The following is a 214-nucleotide window of genomic DNA, read 5'->3' as shown; positions in this document are numbered from 1 at the left end:
GTGGTTTCGGTGCCGGTGAGCGTAAGCCGTTCGGCGACCGCGATCGTAAGCCTTTTGCGGACCGTGACAAGAAGCCGTTTGGTGATCGTCCGCGCCGAGATGGCGAGGGGGACCGCCGTGGTTTCGGTGCCGGTGAGCGTAAGCCGTTCGGCGACCGCGATCGTAAGCCTTTTGCGGACCGTGACAAGAAGCCGTTTGGTGATCGCCCGCGCCG

1 protein-coding gene is annotated in these 214 nt (G+C 64.5%); it reads right to left on the bottom strand.

Annotated elements, in window-relative coordinates:
* The coding region (locus tag AC5RWX_RS34660; RefSeq protein WP_494100620.1) for a hypothetical protein at positions 1 to 214 on the bottom strand (214 nt) is incomplete at both ends.

This window comes from Arthrobacter sp. SPT-J7, assembly GCF_059089965.1.
The sequence above is the reverse complement of the archived record's forward strand: the minus strand, read 5'-3'. Positions and strand labels throughout refer to the sequence as shown.